The organism is Streptomyces sp. NPDC093261, from assembly GCF_044753645.1.
In the GTDB taxonomy this organism is placed as follows: Bacteria; Actinomycetota; Actinomycetes; order Streptomycetales; family Streptomycetaceae; genus Streptomyces.
The window spans coordinates 48269-65112 of the sequence record NZ_JBIVNO010000026.1 but is presented as its reverse complement, the minus strand read 5'-3'; the positions used below and the strand labels follow the sequence as shown (position 1 = coordinate 65112).

14 protein-coding genes and 3 pseudogenes are annotated in these 16844 nt (G+C 69.1%); 9 read left to right on the top strand and 8 right to left on the bottom strand.

The features are described from left to right. Positions 1-494 precede the first annotated feature (494 nt). A complete protein-coding gene (locus ACIP94_RS34635) occupies positions 495-866 on the top strand; it encodes a hypothetical protein (RefSeq protein ID WP_402434774.1) in 372 nt (123 codons plus the stop codon). 27 nt (positions 867-893) lie between these two features. Here ACIP94_RS34635 and ACIP94_RS34630 read toward each other — a convergent pair whose 3' ends face one another. The 4 genes from ACIP94_RS34630 to ACIP94_RS34615 all read right to left on the bottom strand — a co-directional run bounded on the left by ACIP94_RS34630 (position 894) and on the right by ACIP94_RS34615 (position 4585). Beyond that, complete coding sequence (locus tag ACIP94_RS34630) at positions 894-1628, bottom strand: hypothetical protein (RefSeq protein ID WP_402434771.1); 735 nt, start codon at positions 1626-1628, stop codon at positions 894-896. Positions 1629-1855: 227 nt separating this feature from the next. After that, entirely contained in the window at positions 1856-2578 is a 723-nt protein-coding gene (locus tag ACIP94_RS34625) for an FAD binding domain-containing protein (RefSeq protein WP_402434770.1), read from the bottom strand. A gap of 272 nt (positions 2579-2850) precedes the next feature. Continuing rightward, a complete protein-coding gene (locus tag ACIP94_RS34620; RefSeq protein ID WP_402434767.1) occupies positions 2851-3720 on the bottom strand; it encodes a hypothetical protein in 870 nt (289 codons plus the stop codon). Between the two features lie 256 nt (positions 3721-3976). Further along, positions 3977-4585, bottom strand: coding sequence for a DJ-1/PfpI family protein (locus ACIP94_RS34615; RefSeq protein WP_402434764.1), 609 nt, complete (start codon positions 4583-4585; stop codon positions 3977-3979). 264 nt (positions 4586-4849) lie between these two features. Here ACIP94_RS34615 and ACIP94_RS34610 point away from each other — a divergent pair, with 264 nt between their 5' ends. Together ACIP94_RS34610 and ACIP94_RS34605 are read left to right on the top strand one after the other, a co-directional pair. Continuing rightward, on the top strand, positions 4850-6085 hold the full coding sequence (locus ACIP94_RS34610) for a glycosyltransferase (protein WP_402434761.1): 1236 nt from the start codon (positions 4850-4852) through the stop codon (positions 6083-6085). A gap of 224 nt (positions 6086-6309) precedes the next feature. Continuing rightward, entirely contained in the window at positions 6310-7158 is an 849-nt protein-coding gene (locus ACIP94_RS34605) for an MBL fold metallo-hydrolase (RefSeq protein WP_402434758.1), read from the top strand. Positions 7159-7208: 50 nt separating this feature from the next. Here the strand turns inward: ACIP94_RS34605 and ACIP94_RS34600 are convergent, their stop codons facing one another. Then, positions 7209-8375, bottom strand: coding sequence for a DNA topoisomerase IB (locus ACIP94_RS34600; protein WP_402434755.1), 1167 nt, complete (start codon positions 8373-8375; stop codon positions 7209-7211). Positions 8376-8617: 242 nt separating this feature from the next. After that, the gene (locus ACIP94_RS34595) at positions 8618-9547 is read right to left on the bottom strand and encodes a GNAT family N-acetyltransferase (protein WP_402434752.1); all 930 of its coding nucleotides are present in this window, start codon (positions 9545-9547) and stop codon (positions 8618-8620) included. 271 nt (positions 9548-9818) lie between these two features. Here ACIP94_RS34595 and ACIP94_RS34590 point away from each other — a divergent pair. Then, positions 9819-10265, top strand: a pseudogene (locus ACIP94_RS34590) (alcohol dehydrogenase catalytic domain-containing protein); the annotation flags it as partial. A gap of 26 nt (positions 10266-10291) precedes the next feature. Next, a pseudogene (locus tag ACIP94_RS34585) lies at positions 10292-11153 on the top strand (helix-turn-helix transcriptional regulator). A 215-nt stretch (positions 11154-11368) separates the two neighbouring features. Here the strand turns inward: ACIP94_RS34585 and ACIP94_RS34580 are convergent. Next, the gene (locus tag ACIP94_RS34580; RefSeq protein ID WP_402434749.1) at positions 11369-12043 is read right to left on the bottom strand and encodes a class I SAM-dependent methyltransferase; all 675 of its coding nucleotides are present in this window, start codon (positions 12041-12043) and stop codon (positions 11369-11371) included. Positions 12044-12495: 452 nt separating this feature from the next. Between ACIP94_RS34580 and ACIP94_RS34575 the strand changes: the two genes are divergently transcribed. The 4 genes and pseudogenes from ACIP94_RS34575 to ACIP94_RS34560 all read left to right on the top strand — a co-directional run. Continuing rightward, complete coding sequence (locus tag ACIP94_RS34575; RefSeq protein ID WP_402434746.1) at positions 12496-13149, top strand: hypothetical protein; 654 nt, start codon at positions 12496-12498, stop codon at positions 13147-13149. A 364-nt stretch (positions 13150-13513) separates the two neighbouring features. After that, complete coding sequence (locus ACIP94_RS34570; protein ID WP_402434865.1) at positions 13514-14206, top strand: lysophospholipid acyltransferase family protein; 693 nt, start codon at positions 13514-13516, stop codon at positions 14204-14206. Positions 14207-14383: 177 nt separating this feature from the next. Further along, on the top strand, positions 14384-14821 hold the full coding sequence (locus ACIP94_RS34565) for a VOC family protein (protein ID WP_402434743.1): 438 nt from the start codon (positions 14384-14386) through the stop codon (positions 14819-14821). A 36-nt stretch (positions 14822-14857) separates the two neighbouring features. Continuing rightward, positions 14858-15095 (top strand): annotated as a pseudogene (locus ACIP94_RS34560) (IS1380 family transposase); the annotation flags it as partial. A gap of 1132 nt (positions 15096-16227) precedes the next feature. Here ACIP94_RS34560 and ACIP94_RS34555 read toward each other — a convergent pair. Beyond that, positions 16228-16659 carry a hypothetical protein gene (locus ACIP94_RS34555; protein WP_402434740.1) on the bottom strand — a complete coding sequence of 144 codons (432 nt, stop codon included), beginning with the start codon at positions 16657-16659 and terminating at the stop codon, positions 16228-16230. Positions 16660-16844: the final 185 nt, after the last annotated feature.

Sequence of the window (16844 nt, the reverse complement as noted above, 5' to 3'; positions counted from 1 at the left end):
CGCGTGTTGTGCGCGACACGCCCTCTGAACAGCGCGTCGCCCTCTGAGTAGTAGGTCGCCGACACCACGACAGAACAACGTTACCCCCGGTTTTTTACGTTGCATGCGCTGTACGGGGCGGCCCTGCGGGCGAGGCGATCTCGGAGGCCCCGAACAAGTGATGGTCGGGAGCCATCATTGCCACCCCATCCTCGCCGGTCAAACCATTTAGCGTGCACTAAAAGCATTGAATTGCCCCTGACCCTGTGTTTGGCTTGCGGTCGCACGTCCTCGGTCAGCGGACCCGGGGGATGCAACGGACGTGCCGTTACGGGGGATGCGCCCGGCATCCCGAGTCACCACTGACAGCACGGTGTTCGCTGATGGGCCGAAACGGGGGACTTCCTAGTGTTCAGAACGCCATGCGATGACAACCGAATCCACGAGACCGCCGGCGCCGACGCATACGTGATGGGCCGTTACCGGGACGGTCTCGCGTTCCTATGACGGCATCGGTGGATTCGCGGCACGCGGCGTCGCCGCCCCCCGGCGCCGTACCCGGTGCGCCGGTACGCCCGGGCGCGCGGGACATCCGCGCGGTTCTCGACGATCTCGACGAGCAGATCGTCTCCATCGTCCTGCACCGGATCGAACTCGGGAGGCGATACCAGTCGATCCGGCGCACGGAAGGCCTGCCCGCCTCGGAACTCACGTGGGAGAACCTGGTCCTGCGCCGCTACGCGAGCCGGCTGGGCAGCAAAGGGGCCGCCATCGCACGAGCGGTGCTCTCCCTGTCGCAGCTGACGGCCACGGAGACCGCCGAACGCGGGCAGCACAGCACACCGCACAACGGCTCGCGGGCGGACAATTCCGGCACGGCCCGCTGAGGCCGAAGGAGATGCCTGGGGACTGTCCTACGGATCTTGTGACCGCGGTGCCCCTCGATCAGTGATCCGCTCGTCGGGCGGGGCAGTCCGACAGACAACGCGCGGGCACGAACCACGCCGAATCCACCGAGGTTCGGGCGTCGGCCGAACGCCTGAAGCCACGCTTAGCGGCGTTCGTTTGGGGATGCAAGTGCCGAGCGACCAATATATTGCCTTCAGATCCGCGTACCGGATGACAGGTTCGTGCGCGAGACTGTCTCGTGGCTGTTGCGCGATCGCGATGGCGCTGAAAGCTGCGAAGTCATTCGCGGCGAGAAAGGCAGCGCAGTCACGGTGTGTCCCGGGCCTCCAGTTGCCACCGGGCTCGCTCTCGGCAGCTCTGATGCCCCTGGTCGTGATTCCGTCGTCCCGCTTGTGCAGTGCGCTCTCTCCCTCGGAGTCGGTCCTTGCGTACTCCGGCAAGAAGTGGTCGTTGCATTCCTGCGACCGAGGGAGTTCGCCGACGATCGGGTCGACGTCCCCTACATAAACATGGCCGATGAACCGGTTGTTGCCCACGCACATCGCGGAGCCACGGATGACATTCTTGTCCGCGACGAAAGCGTTGTTTTCGAAGATGTCACCGGAGATGTGGATGGACCCATCTCGGACTTCGAAGCTGTTGCCGAGGAACCTTTGGTGGCGCGTGAGGACGTCGCCACTGGCGTTGTAGGCAGCCCGCGCCACCGCGCAGAGCGGGATCTCGTCGGGAGCGATCGTCATGCTCGAAGACCTGAGGCAGTTTCGATCCAGAAGGCCGGCCCGGCGGTTGCTGTGGCCCTCGCCCGCGCCCCCGCCCGAACCCGGTGGAGGCGGGGCCGGCCAGGTCGACGAGCCCGCACACTGCCGGCGTCCAGCCTTCCCGTTCGCCTTCCCGGTCCGGTCGCGTCGGTCCATCCCGGGTAGGCGTCCAGCGCGGGCCCTGGTGTCAGGCCGGCGCGCCCGTTCCCTCAGAGGTGACCGCACGCACCCAGCAGGCCGATGATCTGTGGGCGGACGGCTTCCCAGGCGGCGGCGGGCAGGTCGCCGAGAGCCGTCCCGTGCAGCGCGTGCAAGGCCTGTTCGGCGTCGGCATCAGCGGCGGTGACGCCGAACAGCACGTCGTAGCCATCGCGTACGGCGACTCGGAGGCGGACACCCGTGCCGTCGTCGGCGTGCAGTGCGGAGGCTACGACGAGGGGTGGCGGTCCGCCTGCCTGAGAGGGCAGTTTGCGATACGTGGAGGCGAGGGGAGCACGCCATCGGAGGCTGAGCAGCACGGGACGCTTGGCCGTCACCTCGGCCAGGTCCGTCTCGTGCACACCGTCGGACTCCAGCACCGTCGCCTGGGCGTTCAGGGCAAGTGCCGCGGGCAGCAGGCAGCGCAGCATGCTGCCGGCGAGGTTGCCGCCCACCGTCGCCGCCCGCCGCACGGCGCCGGTGCCCACCGTACCGGCCGCCAGGTGCAGCACATCGGGTACGCGGTCGTCGATGCGGTTCAGGACGACCGCGCCGCCCACCGTCTGCGGCCCCAGAACGTTGGCCTCCGGCAAGTCGCGCAGGGACATCGCGAGTTCGGGGAAGCCGTCCCGCTGGAAGGTGGCCCACAGGAGCGTTGCCCCGCCGATCGGCACGGCCCCCTCGGCCAGGCATTCCCGCGCTTCGGACAACGACGTGGGCAGACGCAACAGCACAGCGACCGACCTGCCTTCCTGAAGAAGCCGGGCAAAGGCGGAGGATGACGCGTTGGCCCCATGCCCGTGGGCAAGGAGTCTTCTCGCCGGGCCGGGGGCGCGTACAGGGCTCACACGAGCACGCCGTGCGCGCGTTCCCCGCGGGTGACGGATGCGGCAGCCGGGGCCGCCGTACGGCCCGGATCACATGCTGCCCCGCGGGCGGGCAGGCGTCGCTCCCGGCCTGGCTCGGGCTGGTTACGTTGTCGGTAGCGCTTGCCGCCGAGTCCGCGCTAGCCCCTGACGAACCGCCAGGTCTTGCTGTCGAGGGCGACGCATATGCTCGGGGACAGCACGATGGTGCGCAGGATGCCGGTGCGGGTGTCGTAGTCGATGCCCTCCACTTCGTAGGTTCCCGTGCACCAGCTCTCCAGCGGTAGCTGACGCAGGGCCGTGACATGGCCGGTGACGTCGGTTCCGGTCAGCGGCCCCGAAAGATCGATCCGCACCAGCGGTTTGGTGATCCCGGACAGGACGCCCGCGGAGTCGTCCGAGGCACACAACAGGGTCGTCGCACTGGAGAAGTCACAGCCCTGGATATCCGCCACCGCGTGGTCGAGGCCGATCGTGGCGGCCAGCGGGAGGTTTTGGGAGGGGGAGGTGTCGGGGTTCTGCCCGGGAGTGGGAAAGACCAGGAGGCGGGTCATCGTGCCCCATTCGCCGGAGACCATCCACCGGCCGCCCGGGGCGATCGTGTCGAAGGAGTTGTTGGAGGCCTCGCCAGTGGCGAGCTGATGGGTGTACTCCGCCCAGGTCCCGTCGGGCCGCTGCACCCGGAACATCTTGGCGGTCCCGGAGTCCGACTGGTAGGGCTCGATGTAGTAGCCCTCCGGGGAGGCGTCGGGATCTCCGACGTGGTTCCATCCCCGGCTGCTCGTACCCAGGGGAATGGTGCCCAGGCCGGTGTACCGGTTGGGGCTTCCGGACGGGGCGTAGATGCTGGTGAGCCCCTGACTTTCGGTCAGGGGCCGGGCTCTGTCGGAGCCGACCGCCGTCCAGGTGTCCGCGGCGGCGGCCGGCTGTGGACTCACCGCGAGGACGGTGCAGGCGAGGGTGGCGCTCAGGGCGAGGAGGCGCTGCCATGGCAGCTTCGGGGTGCGCATGCCGAAGACCTACCGTGCGGCTTCGCGGCGCGGAGAGTCGTGTTTCGGCCTCTTCGACGCCGCCCCTGGCGGAGGCACTCGGCCGGAGCGAAGGGGGCCGTTCCCGTGCTGACCCATCCGTTCGGCGCTACCGGGGGAATGACCGCTGCCCGTCGATGCACGCCGCCGTTTGTCGCGTGGTCGGGTCCGGCACCACCCGCGCGTACCCGGTCGCGACTCCGACGACCCAGGCACCCGAATGGCAGATCGGGGAGCGTCAGCGCAGTGCAAGCTCACCGGTGTGGACGGCACGCAGGGCGCGCTCGACAGTCTCCTGGCTTTCGCCGACCGGAGCCACGTAGCCGACGACGTCGCGCGCGGCGTTCTCTCCGAGCATCCGGGTGATCACCCACGTGGCGAGATACTGGGACGCCAGGCAGCCGCCCGCGGTAGCGATGTTCCCCTCGGCGTGGAATGGCGCGTCCAGCACGGTGACGCCGCAGGCTTCGACAAAGGGCCGGCTCTTCATGTCCGTGCAAGCCGGCATGTCACCCAGCAGCCCGAGGCGCGCCAGCACGAGCGCGCCGGAGCACTGCGATCCGATCAGCTGTCGCGAAGGGTCGAGCGGCAACATGGAGAGCGTCCGGTCGTCGGCGACCACGTCGCGTGTCCTCACTCCGCTGCCGATCAGCACGACGTCGGCCTCGGTCACGAACTCCAGCGGGCGCTGCCCGGTCACCTCGACGCCGTTCATCGACGTGACCACCGGCGTCGGCGTCGTGATGAAGGCCTCCAAGCCGTCCTTGCGGCACCGGTTGATCAACGCGGAAGCGACAAAGCTGTCGAGCTCGTTGAACCCGTCGAAGGTGACCACGGCTACCTGCATCACAACTCCTTCACGTACGGCGTCAGATGTGCCTGAGGGGAGGCACTTCCGCCCGATACACCTCCGCCGTACCGCCGTGCGCGGCGGGCCGCCGTTCGCGAGAGGGCCGTCCGTCCGCAGCGGACGACACAAGACAAAGGCAAGGAGGTGCTCCTCCCTGCCACTCTCAACCTATAGCGCACCGGGGGGCTTGCGGCAAGACCCGGGGCGTGCCTCAGGATGGTCGGCCGAGGCTGGAACCTGCGGAAACGGGGGATGTGCGACATGCGTGTGGTGTTGTCGACGTGGGGATCGCGCGGGGACGTCGAACCGCTGGCGGCACTCGCGGTGCGGTTGCGGGAACTCGGCGCGGAGGCACGGGTGTGCGCGCCGCCGGACGAGGAGTTCGCGGCGCTGCTTGCCGGTGTCGGGGTGGAACTGGTGCCGCTCGGCCCGACGGTGCGCTCGGTGGTGACCGGTGAGAGGCCGCCGACGGCGCAGGACGCGTTCCGTCTCGCGCCCCGGTTGGTCGCCGCCCGGTTCGACACGCTCACCGCCGTGGCCGAGGGAAGCGACGCGCTCCTTGCGACCGGTCTGATGCCGGCCGGCGCACGCTCGGTGGCCGAGAAACTGGGCATCCCCTACGTGTTCGCGTGTTTCCATCCGTTCGGACTGCCCTCGCAGCACTTCCCTCCCGGGGCGCGGCCCGGCACGCCGTCCCCACGGGAGGAGACCGACCTCAAGGTGCTGTGGGAGCAGGACGCCCAGCGCGTGAACGCGTTGTACGGGGAGGCGCTCAACCGTCACCGGGCGGCGCTCGGCCTGCCACCGGTGGACAACGTCCGTGACTACGTCTTCAGCGACCGGCCGTGGCTGGCGGCCGACCCGGTCCTGGGCCCATGGCAGGAGATGACGGATCTCGACCTCGTGCAGACCGGGGCGTGGATCCTGCCGGACGAGCGCCCGCTCCCGGAAGGCCTTGAGGCGTTCCTGGACGCCGGTGAGCCCCCGGTGTACGTGGGCTTCGGCAGCATGGCCATGCGCACCTCGAAGGACCTCGCCCGGGTGGCCATCGAGGCGGTCCGCGCGCAAGGCCACCGCGTGCTCCTCGCCCGCGGCTGGGCCGGCCTGGCCCTGATCGACGACCGGGACGACTGCTTCGTGGTCGGCGAGGTCAACCATCAGGCACTGTTCACCCGGGTGGCCGCCGTAGTGCACCACGGCGGCGCGGGCACCACGACGACGGCCGCCCGGGCCGGCGCCCCTCAGGTGGTGGTCCCCCAGATCGCGGACCAGCCGTACTGGGCCGCCCGGGTGTCCGAGCTGGGCATCGGCGCGGCACACGACGGTCCGACCCCGACCGTCGACTCCCTGTCAGCCGCACTCACCACGGCCCTGGCCCCTGAGACCGGAGCACGAGCGAGGGCCGCGGCCGGCACGATACGCACCGACGGTGCGAGGCTGGCCGCGAAACTGCTGCTCGACGCAGCCGGCCGGGAAAGGCCGCACGGGTCCGCGTGAACCACCCGGAATCGCTGAGCAGGGACCGGCGCGCGGACCGGCGGGCGACAGGCACCGGCTTCCACGGCATACCGTGAGGAGTTCTAACGATTGGCCGGCCCCGCCACGGCGTTTCGCCCTCGTGTGCTGCCGCTTCGGCGCGTGCTCCGCCTCAGGTGGTCGCCCCGGGGTACTCGCCCGGAAGTCCCCGATCGGAAGACCCACATCGACAGGCAGGACACGCCATGACCGTCCCCTCCGCCGAGGCGCTGCGGCTTCACTTCGTCGGCAACGCGACCGTCCTGATCCGCTACGGAGAACTCACGTTGATCACCGATCCGAACTTCCTGCACCGGGGCCAGCGCGCCTACCTCGGGTATGGACTGGTGAGCCGACGCCTGACCGATCCGGCCCTCGACATACGAGAGCTGCCCCCGGATCTCGACGCGGTGCTCCTCTCTCATCTGCACGGCGACCACTGGGACAGGGTCACCCGGCGCGGTCTCGACCGCTCACTTCCTGTCGTCACCACTCCGCACGCCTCCCGGAGACTCCAGGGCCTGCACGGCTTCCACCGGGCCGTGGGCCTGCGCACCTGGCAACGGGAGACGCTCACCCACGGTGGCAGTCAGGTATGTATCACCGCCCTGCCGGGCCGTCACGCGGGAGACGCGGTGCTGCGCCGATTGCTGCCGCCGGTCATGGGCAGTCTGCTCGAATTCGGTCCGGTGTCCGGCGGCGTACGACACCGGGTGTACGTGTCGGGCGACACCCTGCTGTTCGACGGCCTCGATGAGATCGGCTCCCGGTGGCCCGGGATCGATCTGTCCGTGCTGCACCTTGGCGGGACCCGGCTCCCTGGTGGCTTCCTGGTGACCATGGACGGCGCGCAGGGCGCCGAACTGGCCCGGCGCCTGCGACCGCGCCATGTGATGCCGATCCACTACGGTGAGTACTCGGTGATGAAGTCACCGCTGGAGGACTTCCTGGCCGAGGCCGAGCGACGCGGGCTCGCCGATCGGTTGGTCGTCTGCCGACCCGGCGAGCAGGCGACGCTCATCCCGGGAGCGGACCGCGCCGACGTCACCGTCTGACGCGCCTTACCCGGGTTCCGACGGACACCGGTCGCCGCGCGTCCCCGTCGTCATCGCCTCGCCACCCGGGGAGAGCGGCCCACCACGGCCCCGGACATCTTGCCCTGCTCACCACCGCCCCGCACGACCACCAGATCGTTCCGCGCCGCTCCCTCCGCTGTGCCCGTAGGGCATTCGGCGATGTCACTCTCCGCTGGAGGCCGACCCGTTCTGATCATGTAGAGGACGGCCCGCTCGATCGCCCCCTGGGTGGCCGGAACGCCGAACGCCGCTTCCTCCCCGAGCCGGTCGAGGCACCGCGCGAGGGTGATGCCCTCCTCGAACAACTCGATCACCCGCGGGTTGATGTAGGAGGAGCGACAGACCGCCGGCGTGTTGCCCAGGTACCGCGCCACCTCCTTGACCGCGCGGGCCACCGCCCTACGGCGCCGGGTCTCGCCGCGGGCCGCAGGTTCCGAGACCGCCAGGGCCACGGAGACCAGAACCGTGGCGTGCCAGGTGCGGAAGTCCTTCGCGGTGATCTCCACGCCGCTGACGTCCCTGAGATAGGAGTTGAGGTCGTCGCCGGAGACGTCGTGCCACGACGGGGGCTGCCAGTAGGCGAGAAGCCGGTCGCTGCCGCCGCGCCGACGCAGCAGGGCGGTGAGCGCCCGCAGGGTGGCGTCGTCGCCCACGGCCTGTATCAGCTCTCGGCCGTGTTTGGCGGGGTAGGTGAAGATGATGCGGCCCCGCGAGGTCCTGGCGTGCTCACGGAGGAGGGTGGTCAGGCCGAAGGTCTGGTGGAGATCCGCGTATCGCTGGCTGCCGATCCGAAAGAAGCCGAGATCGAGTAGGCGCGCCGCGGTGGCCAGCACGCGTTCGCGGCTCAGTCCGCGCCCGCTCAGGTGCGCCTCCACGGCCTCACGCAGGGAAGGCAGCGCGTCGGCGACCTCCAGGACATGGTCGTGCTTGGCCTCCTCCTGTTGGGCCCGGAACTGGGGGTGGTACAGATACTGGCGGCGCCCCGCAGCATCGATGCCGACGGCCTGCAGGTGACCATGCGCATGACGGCAGATCCATACGTCCCGCCACGCGGGTGGGATCGTCAGCTCCTTGATCCGCTCCACTTCCGATGCGTCCGACAGGACGTGCCCGGAGGCATCGACGTACTGGAACCCGCGGCCGCGACGTCTCCGCGAGTAGCCCGGCTCGCAGGGACGACTGTGACGCAGACGCACGTCCTCACCTTCCTCACTGCGCAGCCACTCGCGGCCCGGTCCCGTGGAACTGACCGGCTCCACCCGGCCACGGGGCATACGACTGACCGGTACCCCCGCCCCGCCCTCCCACTCGGCCGTGCACACCTGGGAAGCCACCTTTTGGCCTGCCGGCCTGCCGGCCTGCCTGCCTGCCTGCCGCACGAGGCTCAGCCGCCTTGTGCACTTGACCGGTGATGAGTCGGGGGCCGGTTGCCAGGCGGTCAGCGTGCCTCGTACGCCCTGCTCCTCCCGATGGAACTCCCGGTCCTGGCAGGTCGGGAGGGGACGTCTCGCGGACTCAGCTTGTAGCCGGTGAAGTCGGTGACCGGGACGTATCCGATGCGCTGGTAGAGGGCGTTGCTGGTGGGGTTGTCCGGGTTCGTGAACAGGACGACGTCCGTCGCGCCGGCGGCCAGCGCGGCCCGGCTCACCTCGACCGTCACAGCGCCCGCGTAGCCGCGGCCCCGGAGGTGGGCTGGGGTGTAGACGGGGTCCACCCGGACCTGGCCGGCGACCATCGGGTTCACGCCCGCCATGGAGACGGGCGTGCCGTCCGGGGTCTCCCAGAAGGTGTAGCGCTTCTCGGCGAAGCGTGTGCCGGCCCAGGAAGCGGCATCGATGGAGACGACTTCTCCGACGTCCGCGGCGAACTCGCGGCACCAACGCATGAGGTGCTCATGGTCCTGCTCGCCCACGAGTCGGCCCCGGCCCGCTGGAACCGGCTCCGGCGGGGTGAGCGTGCCGAGTCGGTAGAGACGGCCCCGCCAGTCGCGTACCGGCGCTGCGCCCGAGTGCCGCTGCCAGGCCTCGGCGAAAGCGGTGGCGGTGTCGTGGTCCGCAGTGACGCCGGAGAAGGGGTGGCCGAGGTCGGCCACATGGTCGGCGAGGGTGTCGGCCTGCTGACGGGAGAGGGGGGTGAGGGTCAGGCGGCCGCGCGGAGTTCGGTAAAAGATGGCGCGGACCTCGCCCCCTGACTCCAGTCGGCCGAAGAGGGTGGCTTCGGCGCCGTAGGCGTCCGCACCGCGTGTTCGCAGTTTCTCGAGCACTGTCAGCGGCGTGTTGTGCAGAACCGGGCGCGAGCGCAGGAAGTCTCCGGCTCGGCTGAGAAATTCGTCGATGTCTTCTGTGAGGTGCCAGCCATCTGGGCGCATGCCTCATGCTCGCTGATGGACTCGACTCGGCGGGAGCACTTGCCCAGAGATGAGCCGCGACACCCCCTCCTTGCGACGCTCCTTCGGCCGCCGGCCGGCGGTGTAGCGCGGTTGCCCACCGTCCGCCGCTCGACGCCGATGTCGTCCGCGAACACCGCACCAACTGCGTGACAGCGCCGAATGAGATGTTACGTAGGGTGCTCGCGGTGAACAGCGTGCACTCTCGAACGCGCAGCAAGTGCGACGTCCCGAGTCGAGATCGGAGCGCATGATGAAGGCAGTCCGTTTCTACGAGTTCGGGGGCCCGGAGGTCCTCGAGATCGTGGATCTTCCCGATCCGCATCCGGGTCCCGGCCAGGTTCGGATCGCGGTGCGAGCGGCCGGCGTCAACCCGAGCGACTGGAAGAAGCGCAAGGGCCTGATGGATCGCGAACTCCCGCAGACCATGGGCCACGAGGCCGCGGGCGTCGTCGACGAGCTCGGCGAGGGCGTAGCGAACGTGGCCGTCGGCGATCGCGTGTTCGGCTTCTCCACCGAGGGGGCGGCCCAGGCCGAGCTGGCGGTGCTGTCTTACTATGCGCCGATCCCGCCGTCGCTCGACTTCGCCGGCGCTGCCGCGCTGCCGGCCGCCATCGAGACGGCCACACGCGCGCTTGACCAGCTCGGCGTGGGGAGCGGCAGCACCCTGCTCATCAACGGCGCCTCAGGTGGATCGGCTCGCCTGCCGCGAGGGACCATGGGGTCATGCAACGCGACCAGCTCGCCGATTTCCTGCGCCGCCGCCGCGAGGCGATCCGCCCGGCCGAGGTCGGCATCACCGACGGCCCCCGGCGCCGCATCAGCGGCCTGCGCCGGGAAGAGGTGGCCATGCTCGCCGGCATGTCGGTGGACTACGTCGTGCGCCTGGAGCAGGGCCGCAGCAGTCAGCCCTCGACCCAGCTGCTCGGCGCGCTGGCCCGGGCGTTGCGCCTGTCCGAGGACGAGCGCGACCACCTGTTCCACCTGGCCGGTCACCAGCCCCCGCCCGCCGAGGGGGCGGCCGGCCTGGCCCGCGCCGGCCTGATGCGCATGCTCGACCTGCTCGGCGACACCCCAACCCTGGTGTTGTCCGACCTGGGCGAGGTCCTCGCCCAGAACCGGGCAGCCACCCTGCTGACGGGCGACCACACCGGCTTCTCCGGTGACCGGCGCTATGTCGTATACCGATGGTTCACCGACCCCGCTGCCCGCGCCGTCTGCCCAGCCGCGGAGCAGGAGCACCGCGCCCGTCAGCTCGTGGCCGACCTGCGCGCGGCCGCCGGCCGCCGGTCTGGCGACCCCACGGTCGCTGGACTCGTCGACCGGTTGCACGCCGCGAGCGCCGACTTCCGCCGGCTCTGGGCCGAGCACGAGGTGGCGGTCCGGCGCGCCGACCGTAAGACCCTGCTGCACCCGAGGGTGGGCCGCCGGGTGATGGACTGCGAGACCCTGGTCACTCCCGACCAGCGTCAGCATCTGCTGGTGCTTCACCCCGGGGGACGCCGAGACCCGCGAGCGGCTGCAACTGCTGCGGGTGCTCGGCGTCGAGGAATTCCCCACGGGGGCAACGGACACGCCCATACGGTGAAGCGGCCGGGTACTCGGCGGTCCGGTCGGCGGCGGAGTGGCTGTCCCAGCCTTCTCACTTTCGACCAGGCCGTCGCCCGCACCAGCGCAGCGGAATCCTTTGCTTCCCGGCCTGCCATCGAAGCGAGGGCCTGATCATTTCGCCCAAGGCCCCCGCGCGGCACAGGCCCAACACGCCGGAGCCTGACGGCTCCCCGTCCGGCGGCTGGCGTACGGTCATGCGTTTGACCGGGCGGCTCCTGCCTCGGATTTGCGGGCGAGCAGGTGTATCTCCTGGAACTGCCGTCGGTCGGTGGGCTGAGGCTCGCGCACCATCCGGGCTACCTCGGCCAACCCGGCCTTGCGCAGCATCCCGGCGAGGTGGCCCGGCGACCACCGATAGGCCGGCGCGACGGTGTGATCGAACACCTGCGTCGGCTGAGACGGATCATCGCTGGCCGAAAAGCCGACCAGAAGGTGGCCGCCAGGTGCCAGCACACGGTGGAACTCCGCCAGGATGGCGGGGAGTTCCTGCGGCGGAGTGTGGATGATGGACCAACGTGAGAGTACGCCGCCCAGCATGCCGTCAGCGATGTTCAACGCGGCCATCGAGCCCACGTCGAACCGCAGACCCGGATAGGCCCGTCGAGCCAACTCGATCATCATGGAAGAGGCGTCGACGCCAAACGGCGCCAGCCCCAACTCATCCAGGTGAGCGGTGATATGACCAGGCCCACACCCCAGGTCCGCGACCTGACGGACCCCACTCGCCCTCACGACCTCGGCGAAGGCACTCAAGATCGCGCGGTCCAGGGGCCTGTCACGCAACTCCTCGCGGAACCGCTGCGCATACATGGGGGCAGCAGCGTCGTAGGCCTCGCGGGTGACACTGAGGGCATCGTGTTCGACCATGCTCGCGACCGTAGTCCCCGGCGCCGAGGCGAGCCGAGAGAATCACGATTTCCCTCCCGACCGTTCGCCCGGACCATCGGAGGTCACTTCGGGCAGGAACCCAGGTGGATACAGTCGCGCGGGTTCGCGCGGCCGACCAGTGGGATCTTGCCATGACTTCCTTCCCCGCCCGCTGATCAACGTCAGCCCCGCCGGGCGCCGGGCACAGGCCCCGAGCGCTTGACTTCGCCACGGAGAAGTCACTGACTGGTTCAGTTGACCGCTCTGGCCGACTGAGCGGCCCCTCCCTCCTTGCGGAGGTGATTCCGGTCCTTGGTACGGCCGGAAGACCCACGGGGCCGGGCGGGAAGGCGGGAAGTACTCGCGCCGCGGCCCGCGCGAATCGATGCAGCCCCACCGGGTACCGGTGAGGCAGGAGGCCGTCGAACAGCGCCGCCGGACGGGAGGGTGCCATGTCGCCCGAGGTGCGGACCCATGGTTGGTCACTGGCCTCCCCCGCTGTCGCTGAGCAGCTGATCGAGGCGGTTTCGCATGTCCGGGTCCGCGATCTGGACACGTTGCGTCGGCACTTCCCCGGTCTGGGCCCGGAGGAGATTGCCGATCGCCTGGTCAGCGGGGCGGTGCGGGGCACCGAGGTCATCGGAGCGGGCGTGGGTTCTGCCGCGGCGTTGCCCACTCCTCCGGCGATGCCCGCCGAGCTCGCCGCAGGCATCCTCGGGACGGCGTCCGTCGAGCTGAAGCTCATCGCCGAACTTCACGAGGTATACGGTCTGCCTGCGACCGGAACCACTCGACAGCGCGCCGCACTGTATCTCGCGGAGTGGACGGAAGGGCACGGCCTGAACATCACGCAGCCGACCTCCGCGGTCAATCTCATGCTCAGCGTCCGGGTCAGAAAGGAACTGCGGCGACGGCTCCTCACGCTCGCCGTCCGCAAGATCCCCACGCTGACGCCCTTCATGGTCGGAGCGGCCATCGGCGCCTTGCTGAATCACTACGACACCACAAGGCTCGCCCGGCGTATCCGTTCCGACCTGAGCGCGCGGCAGGTCCCCTGGCAGACGCCGCCCGGGCAGGAGTCCGCATCCGGAGGCGCAGACTCCTGAGCCCCCGCCACTCGATGCACGACCCGATTTCCACCCTGTCGCACACGACATCCGACGCGCCTGGACACGCGAGCGCGCCCCAGGGCTGACAGCGACGCGGGCGGCGTAGGCCCGCGGCAAGCAGCCGGCGGGCTTTCTCCCCGGCTGAGGGACGGCGCTCGGACGGCGGAGATGTGGGTGAGGGGCCGCTCTGGCCGGCCACGGCAGCTTCAGTGCCCCGGCCGTCGGGTGGCTTGCCCGGGGCCAGGCCGGTGCGTGACTGGCGAGCCGCCACCGGCCGGGGGCTGTGCGGTCGGCGTGGGCGAGGAGGATGTGTCCGCGGGAGACTTAGCGGGGGGCCGATTCGGTAGTGGGGAGCCCGCTCGTGTTTTATTGCGTGCTCAAGTACATCCTTCTGGGGCCGTTGCTTCGGCTGTTGTTCCGGCCGAGGGCCGAGGGGCTGGAGCACGTTCCGGCGGAGGGCGCGGTGATCGTTGCCGGAAATCACCTGTCCTTCGCGGACCCCCTTCTCATGCCCGCGGTCCTGAAACGGCGCGTCACGTTCTTGGCCAAGGTGGAGTACTTCACGGCGCCGGGTCTCATGGGCCGGCTGACCGCGCTCGTTCTCCGCGGTGCCGGGCAGATTTCGCTGGACAGGTCGGGCAGAGCCGCGGGGCAGGGGGCGCTCCGGGAGGGGCTGGGGACGCTGGCGAAGGGAGAGGTGCTCGCGATCTATCCGGAGGGCACGCGTTCCCCGGACGGCCGGCTGTACAAGGGCAAGGTCGGGGTGGCGGTGATGGCACTGGCTGCGCAGGTTCCGGTGGTTCCGTGCGCGATGGTGGGGTCCTTCGAGATCCGGCCCGCGGGGCGTGTCCTGCCAAGGCTCAGGCCGGTCACGATCCGTTTCGGGGAACCGCTGGACTTCTCGCGCTTTGCGGGTGTGGCGGACCAGAAGCCGGTGCTGCGGGCGGTCACCGACGAGATCACATACGCGATCTTGCGGCTGTCGGGCCAGGAGTACGTGGACCGGTATGCGGCCGACGTGAAGGCAGGACAGGCGAAGGAGCGGCGGGAGTGAGGTCCTGCCACCCCCTGGCTGCCACCCCTTGACGGCCATCCGGTCCGGATGGCCGTCGGTTACCAACACGCTCCGGAGGCCGGTGGACAGGTCGCGGTCGACCTCGACGGTGCCCTGGCACTCGGCTGCGTCCTTGCCGGGAGCACCCGATCGGCCCGGCTCGATAGCATGCAACGCATGGCCATCAGACTTGAGAACGTCGGCATCTCCGTTCGCGACCTCGAAGCGGCGATCTCCTTTTTCACCGACCTCGGCCTCACGGTCGTCGGCCGTGACACGGTCAGTGGTGAGTGGACCGACACCGCCGTCGGCCTTGATGGCAATCACGCCAAGATTGCGATGCTCCAGACGCCAGACGGTCACGGTCGCCTCGAGCTCTTCGAGTACATCCACCCCGAAGCGATCGAGTCGAAGCCCACTCGTCCCAACGAGATTGGCATGCATCGCGTCGCCTTCTCGGTCGACGACATCGACAAAGCCCTTGAGGCAGCCGCAAAGCACGGATGCCGTCCGCTTCGGGGCGTGGCCACCTATGAGGACGTCTACAAGCTCACGTACGTCCGCGGGCCCAGCGGCATCATTGTGATGCTCGCCGAGGAGCTGAAGAAGAACTGACGGCTGATCGGGTCAATTGGCCTCGCGCCTACCCAAGGCGGGCTGTCCGACTGGTGGCCAAGAAAGCAGAAAGCACGATGGCTGTCCTACTCGGTCGGCATGGTCATCACCGAACAGATTCACCAGCACTTTGCGAAGATCCCGGCGTGGCCTGGGCGCCAAGGCCGTCGAGGCCGACGGCACGGTCCGCGACGGGGCCTGGGCCGCCGAGGTCACCGGCAAGCTGCTGGACGGCCGGCCGAAGGGCATGCGGTTGATCGTCCGCAAGGAACGAGCGCGGTTCGCACCCTCACGCCGCAAGCGGGGTGACCACTCGCCGAACTGACGGGGGCTCAGCCCGGTGAACGGAGCTGTCCAGGACGGCTCCGAAGCCGTGATCACGAGCCACGACAAGATCATCTCACCCGCGACCGGCAGTTACGGGACAGCCCTTGGCCTCGCGCTTTCACGAACGGGACGTTCGAAGGAGATAGAGTGTGTAGTTCCGGGCCGCCCCGTTAACAAGAACGTAGCCGCGAGCATTTTCATACGCACCCGTGCCGCCGGTGATAGCCGTTTTCCATGGCGGTGGAGTCCCCTGACGCGTGACGGAGAGCGTGTTTTGCCAGGTCACCTGCCCATTGCTAAGGTTGTAAACGCCTGAACACAGCTGAGTGGTCGGACTCGCTGGGGTAGGATTCAACGACCCTCCGACCTGGGTGCACATTGTCGCCGAAAAACCGTCCTTTTTCCCGTTGCGGAAGAGCCTTTCGGTGATGAGGACCTGATTGCCTACCCCGGTTGTTCGATCTCCATCGTTGAGCCTCTTGTTCTGTGTCATCTCCCCGTGGAGGTGGACTACGTCGTAGGTCCCTCCTCCCGTATTGTCCTGAGCCTGGGGGTTCGAGGACGCAGCGGCGTAGCATCCGCTATTTGACAGTGCGAGCACCGAAGTGGCGGCCACCAGACACCATTTTGAAATAGGCATGACCGTTTCCTTTCTGGCAGTGATTGCCTACTGGGATGCGAGCAAGTGTCACCGTACACGGTGGGGTAAACACGCAAACGCAATTAGTGACGCTGAACCTTCGTGTCGTATTGGGCTGACGGCTCGACATCCGCTGCGGTTCCACCCGAAGGCGTGCGCTCCGCACAAGGGGCCGCGCTAACTACCCCGCCCTTTGGTGGCCGACAGGACATCGCGGCCTTGGCTCCCCTGATGGCCGACGGACCGGGCATGGATCGCCCATAGGCCTTCACCGAGTTTCTCCACCACCTCGACAGGCTCCTGCCGCCCGGCAAGAACATTCACGTCGTCCTCGACAACGGACCCTGGCACACCGCGAAACGCACCCTGGTGTGAATATCGTTCGTCCCGACCTGGTCCGTCTGCACGGTCTTCGGGTCAGGGGTGCAGTGATCCTTGATCACCGGGCCGGCGTGGCGGTGGGAGTCGGGTCGTACGTGCAGCCGTCGTAGAGCGTGTCGGTGGAGCTGTCCAGGAACCACTGACCGCTCGTCAGAAAGCCCCGGGCGCCCTGGATCCTGGCCGGCGGCTGCGAGGTGGACATCGACGGCGGGCCGCCGCTGCCCTGGCTGAACGGGGCGATGTCGGTGACGTTGGTCCAGCAGGGCTGGTCCATGACCAGCGTGCTGCCGGACAGCCGTGCGACCGCGCACTTCGAGTCGGTCCACGCGCCGTTGCCGGCGGGATAGTCGAACTCGACCTGCGCCAGTTGCGCGGGCGTGAGGTGTGCGAACCAGTCCAGGGCCGCGGCGTCGTTCGACAGGTCGTACCCCATGGCCGACCCGGCCCAATTGCCCGTGAAGTGCGGGGTCGCCGGGGTGGCCTGGACCATGGGGGCTTCCCTGCCATCCACGTAGAGCGGTGGGCATGCCCCTGATCGGCGGTCCGTCGCCGCCTCGGAGCGGGTGACACCACCCCAGGGCCATCCGTTCGAGGGGGACAGTCATGCCGGCTCCAGAGGCCGGGAGCCCCACTGCGGGGCCACAGAGAAGGTAAGGGGGGCGGTGCGTTGGCTGA

Coding starts and splice junctions, on each gene's coding strand:
- ACIP94_RS34630 (WP_402434771.1), bottom strand. CDS start 1,628: ATGACGATCGCTCCCGACGAGATCCCGCTCTGCGCGGTGGCGCGGGCT.
- ACIP94_RS34620 (WP_402434767.1), bottom strand. CDS start 3,720: ATGCGCACCCCGAAGCTGCCATGGCAGCGCCTCCTCGCCCTGAGCGCC.
- ACIP94_RS34615 (WP_402434764.1), bottom strand. CDS start 4,585: ATGCAGGTAGCCGTGGTCACCTTCGACGGGTTCAACGAGCTCGACAGC.
- ACIP94_RS34610 (WP_402434761.1), top strand. CDS start 4,850: ATGCGTGTGGTGTTGTCGACGTGGGGATCGCGCGGGGACGTCGAACCG.
- ACIP94_RS34605 (WP_402434758.1), top strand. CDS start 6,310: ATGACCGTCCCCTCCGCCGAGGCGCTGCGGCTTCACTTCGTCGGCAAC.
- ACIP94_RS34595 (WP_402434752.1), bottom strand. CDS start 9,547: ATGCGCCCAGATGGCTGGCACCTCACAGAAGACATCGACGAATTTCTC.
- ACIP94_RS34580 (WP_402434749.1), bottom strand. CDS start 12,043: ATGGTCGAACACGATGCCCTCAGTGTCACCCGCGAGGCCTACGACGCT.
- ACIP94_RS34575 (WP_402434746.1), top strand. CDS start 12,496: ATGTCGCCCGAGGTGCGGACCCATGGTTGGTCACTGGCCTCCCCCGCT.
- ACIP94_RS34565 (WP_402434743.1), top strand. CDS start 14,384: ATGGCCATCAGACTTGAGAACGTCGGCATCTCCGTTCGCGACCTCGAA.
- ACIP94_RS34555 (WP_402434740.1), bottom strand. CDS start 16,659: ATGGTCCAGGCCACCCCGGCGACCCCGCACTTCACGGGCAATTGGGCC.